Source organism: Microcystis sp. M53603_WE2 (assembly GCF_030065435.1).
This window is the reverse complement of sequence record NZ_JASJFF010000199.1, coordinates 1-4,757: the sequence shown is the minus strand read 5'-3', so window position 1 is coordinate 4,757 and position 4,757 is coordinate 1. Positions and strand designations below refer to the sequence as shown.

Here is a 4,757-nt window from a genome sequence, read left to right as displayed (position 1 = left end):
GCAGTAATTGCTAGAATCCTCTAGGGGTAAGGGTTTATCGCTATCCCCGTAGCCGCGCAGATCCGTGGCGATCACCGTAAAATTAGCCGCTAATCGGGGGGCGATTTTATGCCACATTTGATGGGTTTGGGGATAACCATGCAGCAAAAGCAGCGGAAAACCGCGCCCACCTTTGATACCATTGATAGTAATGCCATTAACTTCTAGTTGAAATTTCCGAAAATTTGTCAGCATTTTTGCCTCCTGTCACCTTGGGGAAAGATAATTGCATCATCTGGCAAAAGTGACCCAATCAGTAAAGTTTTTTCACTATAGCCGCTCAAGCCGCTGCTTTTCTGGTAGATTAAAACCATTGGGTTGCTCAAAAATCAACGAGTTAAGCAGTAATTTGATTATGATCTCGATTATCTATTCCGATGAATTTCTCGATCACGATACAGGTATTTACCATCCCGAACAAGCGGCGCGTTTAACGGCAATTGTCGAGGCTTTAAAACAAACAGAATGGCAGTCAAAATTAACATGGCATTTACCGACACCGATCGAAATTCGTGACGAAGTAATCCCTTTGATTAAACAAGTTCATAATCAAGATTATGTTGATAGATTGCGGCGAATTTGTCAACAGGGCGGAGGAAGATTGGATGCTGATACTCCCGTTTCTGCGCGTAGTTACGATGTGGCGTTACTAGCGGTTAGTGGCTGGTTAGATGGAGTTGATCGAGTCTTATCTACTGGCGATCCTGCCTTTATTTTAGCCCGTCCCCCCGGACATCATGCCACTTCTAATTATGGCATGGGTTTCTGTCTGTTTTCTAATGCTGCTATTGCCGCTTATTATGCTTTGGAAAACAAAAGAGTGCAAAAAGTAGCGATTCTCGATTGGGACGTACATCACGGCAATGGCACCCAGGATATAGTCGAAAATCATCCCCAGATTGCCTATTGTTCCCTTCATCAATTCCCCTTTTATCCCGGCACGGGAGAAGCGAGAGAAAAAGGGGAGTTTAATAATGTTTTAAATATTCCCTTATCGGCGGGAAGTACGATTAAAGATTATCAAGAACATTTTGAGGGGCAAGTCATACCTTTTCTGAAAAATTTTCAACCGGATTTAGTGATTGTTAGTGCTGGATATGATGCCAATCAAGCGGATCCTCTGGCGGGAATTTGTTTACACCCACAAGATTATGGAATTTTAACCAAATACCTCTTAACTCTCAATAAACCGCTGCTTTTCGGCTTAGAAGGTGGTTATGATTTAGAAACTTTAGCGGCTTCCGTCGTCGCCACCTTAGAAGCTTTGCTCTGATCCTATTCCGGGTAATCGTTACATTTCTTTAAAAAGATTGGTAACAAAGCGATCTAATGCGGTAAGGTAAACGATCGATAGAAAAAAACCCTTGACCTAGTTGCCTTTTAAGATTATGAACTCCCTTGCGCCACACCTAAAAGCCAAAGCCCTCAAGCCCAATAGTCGTCGTCCTGCCAAAGAATTGTGTAGCGAGTGCGGACTTTGTGACACTTATTATATTCACTATGTTAAAGAAGCTTGTGCTTTTCTCAATCAACAAATCGCTGATTTAGAAGCAGCAGCACACGGCAAAAGTCGCGACTTAAATCAGGAAAATGATCTCTATTTTGGTGTTCATCAAGAGATGATGGCTGCCAAGAAAAAACAAGCTATCCCCGGGGCGCAATGGACAGGAATCGTCAGTACAATTGCCTGTGAAATGCTCGATCGTGGTTTAGTAGAAGGGGTGGTTTGTGTGCAGAATACCGCCGAGGATCGCTTTCAACCGCAGCCGATTCTCGCTCGTACCACGGAAGAAATTCTCGCCGCTAAAGTCAATAAACCGACTCTTTCTCCCAATTTATCAGTCCTAGAAGAAATTGAAAAATCGGGCATGAAACGGTTATTAGTTATCGGAGTTGGTTGTCAAATTCAAGCCCTAAGAGCAGTAGAAAAAAAATTAGGCTTGGAAAAGTTATATGTCTTAGGAACTCCCTGCGTCGATAATGTCACCCGCTCAGGACTGCAAAAGTTTCTAGAAACTACCAGTCGTTCCCCAGAAACTGTGGTTCACTACGAATTTATGCAGGATTTTAGGGTACACTTTAAACACGAAGATGGCTCGATGGAAATGGTTCCTTTTTTTGGCTTAAAAACTAATAAATTAAAGGATGTTTTTGCCCCTTCCTGTATGACTTGTTTTGATTATGTTAACTCCCTTGCTGATTTAGTTGTGGGCTATATGGGCGCACCTTTTGGCTGGCAATGGATTATGGTTCGTAATGATACGGGCAAGGAAATGTTAGAGTTAGTTAAAGATCAATTAGACACCCAAGATGTTATGTCTAGTGGTGATAGAAAACAGGCGGTACAAAATAGCATTCCTGCCTATGATAAAGGTGTAACCTTGCCGATGTGGGCGGCAAAAATGATGGGAGTAGTAATTGAAAAAATCGGGCCTAAAGGGTTAGAATATGCTCGCTTTTCTATCGATTCTCACTTTACCCGTAATTACCTTTATGTTAAACGTAATTATCCTGAAAAATTAGCGGCTCATGTTCCTGAATATGCTAAAAAGATTGTGGAACAGTATAAATTGCCCGATTAATTAGGGTATGCTGAAAAAGTAGGGGCGCAACATTCGGATAGGAAATCTACGGTTTCAGCCATAGGTTATCCCCCGAATGTTCACCCCTTCTTCGACAATCTCTTATCAGTTATCAGTTATCAGTTATCAGTTATCAGTTATCAGCTATCAGTTATCAGTGATTAATTCAATCATAGTCGATGATAGGTGATGCGTTACGACTAAATCTGGATGTTGTCAAATTTTCTCTTGACAAAGGCGACTTGACATGATACTATATTCATAATGGAAAATCCTTGCGCCTACAGACCCTATTTTCAAGTCTCAATAATCGCCAATAAAAGCTTAGATAGCGATAATTTTTTTAAGGATTGAGAACCATGAACCATCAAAGAGAGTTTTATGTTGTCATTGAACGAGATGAGGATGGATATTATGTTGGGGAAGTTCCTCAACTTCGGGGTTGTTACAGTCAAGGGGAAACGATTGATGAATTGATGAAGAATATCAGGGAAGTGATTGAACTTTGCTTGGAAGATGACAATCCTGAAGATGTGTCGAAGTTTGTTGGAATTGAAAAGGTGTCTATCTGATGCCAAAATTACCGATATTAACCGGTGATGAAGTTATCAAAGCTTTAACGAGAATAGGGTTTCAATCTATCCGACAAAAAGGAAGTCATCTGCGCTTAAAACATGAAGATGGAAGAGTTGTCACCGTACCGGTTCATCGGGGGAAAACTGTCGGGAAAGGATTACTCCTAAAAATTTTACGCGATGCTGAACTGACACAAGAAGAATTTATTCGTCTGCTGTAATTCCCATCTTGATTTAAGCTTCATGTCCCCGTTTTTCTGGATGTTGTCAAATTTTCTCTTGACAAAGGCGACTTGACATGATGCTATATATATAATGGAAAATCCGTGCGCTTGCAAACCCTAGTTTTCAAGAATTTTCAAGGTCTAGTTTATTCGCCATAATGAGTTTTAGCACGATGAATATAGATTAACTTCTGTTCATCATCAGTCTAAACTTTGATTGGAATGATTGAATGAATACTATGATTGTGTTGTATGCTGACTTCATAAACCATTAATCAATGTCTCCCAAGACTTCCTCGAAAGAATAGGTTTCATTTTCATTAATTTGCTGTAGAGATAGTTGTAAGCTTTCTCTTAAATCGGGAATAGAGAGTAATTCGATAGTTTCTTGTAAACTTTCATAGTTTTTTTGGGAAATCAAAATTACAGAGTCCTCCTGATTCTCAATGGCATAAATTTTGTTATCTTCCGTAACCGATTTAACGAGACTTGGTAAATCGGTTTGAGCATCGGCGATTTTAATTTTTTTGATCATAATTAATCCTTTTTTTGATGATGAAATAATAAAAATTATTGTAGGGATTTAACAATCTCTCCTAATCACAGTCCAGACAGCATCCTCCTATAATTATCCATCATTGTAGTCATCAGTGATTAATTCAATCATAGTCGATGATTAGGTGGTGCGTTACTGGACTAGGTAATAGGTGTAGGGGTAATTCATGAATTACCCTTACAATAACGTTTTTCTGGATGTTGTTAAATTTTCTCTTGACAAAGGCGACTTGACATGATACTATATTCATAATGGAAAATCTGTGCGCCTACAGACCCTCTTTTCCAAAGCATTCAAACTCTATCTTAATTCTACTTGCCAGAGTTGGGACAACATAGTTTTATATTCTCCATAATCGTTTGAGTATGGGGATGATTTTCCCCTAATCTTTCCCTGAAAATATTAATCGTTTCTAGATAGAGAGGTTCCGCTTCTGTGTACCTAACTTGGGAGTAGTACAAGTGTGCTAAATTGTTGAGGGAAGTTGCCACATGGGGATGATTGTCTCCTAGTAGTTGTTGTCTCAATTCTAATGTAACTCTATATTTTGAAATAAAATGAAAAATCCTTCTTGCGTAAAATGCTTATCGTGGGTAAGAATTTCATTTATATTCATTTGGCGCATTGTTTGCATGGATATACAATCTGTTAAGCTGTAATCTTTATCTGGACGATTTTGATATAAATCTAATCCTGATTGGAACGTCTGATGAGTTTGAGGTATAACTAAGATTTGGGGATTATTTTGTAAGCCTCTAATAACTTGTAAGGTTTTTCGTCT

Annotated in this window: 8 protein-coding genes; 4 read left to right on the top strand and 4 right to left on the bottom strand. The window is 39.3% G+C overall.

Going from position 1 to position 4,757, the window contains the following annotated elements; all coding sequences use genetic code 11:
* A partial coding sequence (locus tag PX481_RS04295) for an alpha/beta fold hydrolase (RefSeq protein ID WP_288093769.1) occupies positions 1 to 234 on the bottom strand: 234 nt, incomplete at its 3' end.
* A gap of 160 nt (positions 235 to 394) precedes the next feature.
* Between PX481_RS04295 and PX481_RS04290 the strand changes: the two genes are divergently transcribed.
* The 4 genes from PX481_RS04290 to PX481_RS04275 all read left to right on the top strand — a co-directional run bounded on the left by PX481_RS04290 (position 395) and on the right by PX481_RS04275 (position 3,417).
* A complete protein-coding gene (locus tag PX481_RS04290; RefSeq protein WP_002762171.1) occupies positions 395 to 1,312 on the top strand; it encodes a histone deacetylase family protein in 918 nt (305 codons plus the stop codon).
* Positions 1,313 to 1,427: 115 nt separating this feature from the next.
* The gene (locus PX481_RS04285) at positions 1,428 to 2,621 is read left to right on the top strand and encodes a Coenzyme F420 hydrogenase/dehydrogenase, beta subunit C-terminal domain (protein ID WP_288093768.1); all 1,194 of its coding nucleotides are present in this window, start codon (positions 1,428 to 1,430) and stop codon (positions 2,619 to 2,621) included.
* A gap of 359 nt (positions 2,622 to 2,980) precedes the next feature.
* The gene (locus PX481_RS04280; RefSeq protein WP_271954314.1) at positions 2,981 to 3,193 is read left to right on the top strand and encodes a type II toxin-antitoxin system HicB family antitoxin; all 213 of its coding nucleotides are present in this window, start codon (positions 2,981 to 2,983) and stop codon (positions 3,191 to 3,193) included.
* Positions 3,193 to 3,417 (top strand): type II toxin-antitoxin system HicA family toxin, encoded by a 225-nt coding sequence (locus PX481_RS04275; RefSeq protein ID WP_002739026.1) that lies wholly within the window; start codon positions 3,193 to 3,195, stop codon positions 3,415 to 3,417. The genes PX481_RS04280 and PX481_RS04275 overlap by 1 nt, the downstream gene beginning before the upstream one ends.
* A 274-nt stretch (positions 3,418 to 3,691) precedes the next feature.
* On the opposite strand, the gene PX481_RS04270 is transcribed toward PX481_RS04275, so the two are convergent.
* From PX481_RS04270 to PX481_RS04260, 3 genes are all read right to left on the bottom strand, one after another.
* Positions 3,692 to 3,955, bottom strand: coding sequence for a type II toxin-antitoxin system Phd/YefM family antitoxin (locus PX481_RS04270; protein ID WP_002762167.1), 264 nt, complete (start codon positions 3,953 to 3,955; stop codon positions 3,692 to 3,694).
* Positions 3,956 to 4,287: 332 nt separating this feature from the next.
* Entirely contained in the window at positions 4,288 to 4,503 is a 216-nt protein-coding gene (locus PX481_RS04265) for a tetratricopeptide repeat protein (RefSeq protein ID WP_002762165.1), read from the bottom strand.
* Between the two features lie 2 nt (positions 4,504 to 4,505).
* On the bottom strand, positions 4,506 to 4,757 hold a 252-nt coding region (locus tag PX481_RS04260; RefSeq protein ID WP_502705785.1), incomplete at its 5' end, for a type II toxin-antitoxin system VapC family toxin.

Bases quoted from the DNA above. Each gene is read 5' to 3' on its own strand.
- PX481_RS04285 (WP_288093768.1), top strand. From the start codon at position 1,428: ATGAACTCCCTTGCGCCACACCTAAAAGCCAAAGCCCTCAAGCCCAAT.
- PX481_RS04280 (WP_271954314.1), top strand. From the start codon at position 2,981: ATGAACCATCAAAGAGAGTTTTATGTTGTCATTGAACGAGATGAGGAT.
- PX481_RS04270 (WP_002762167.1), bottom strand. From the start codon at position 3,955: ATGATCAAAAAAATTAAAATCGCCGATGCTCAAACCGATTTACCAAGT.
- PX481_RS04290 (WP_002762171.1), top strand. From the start codon at position 395: ATGATCTCGATTATCTATTCCGATGAATTTCTCGATCACGATACAGGT.
- PX481_RS04275 (WP_002739026.1), top strand. From the start codon at position 3,193: ATGCCAAAATTACCGATATTAACCGGTGATGAAGTTATCAAAGCTTTA.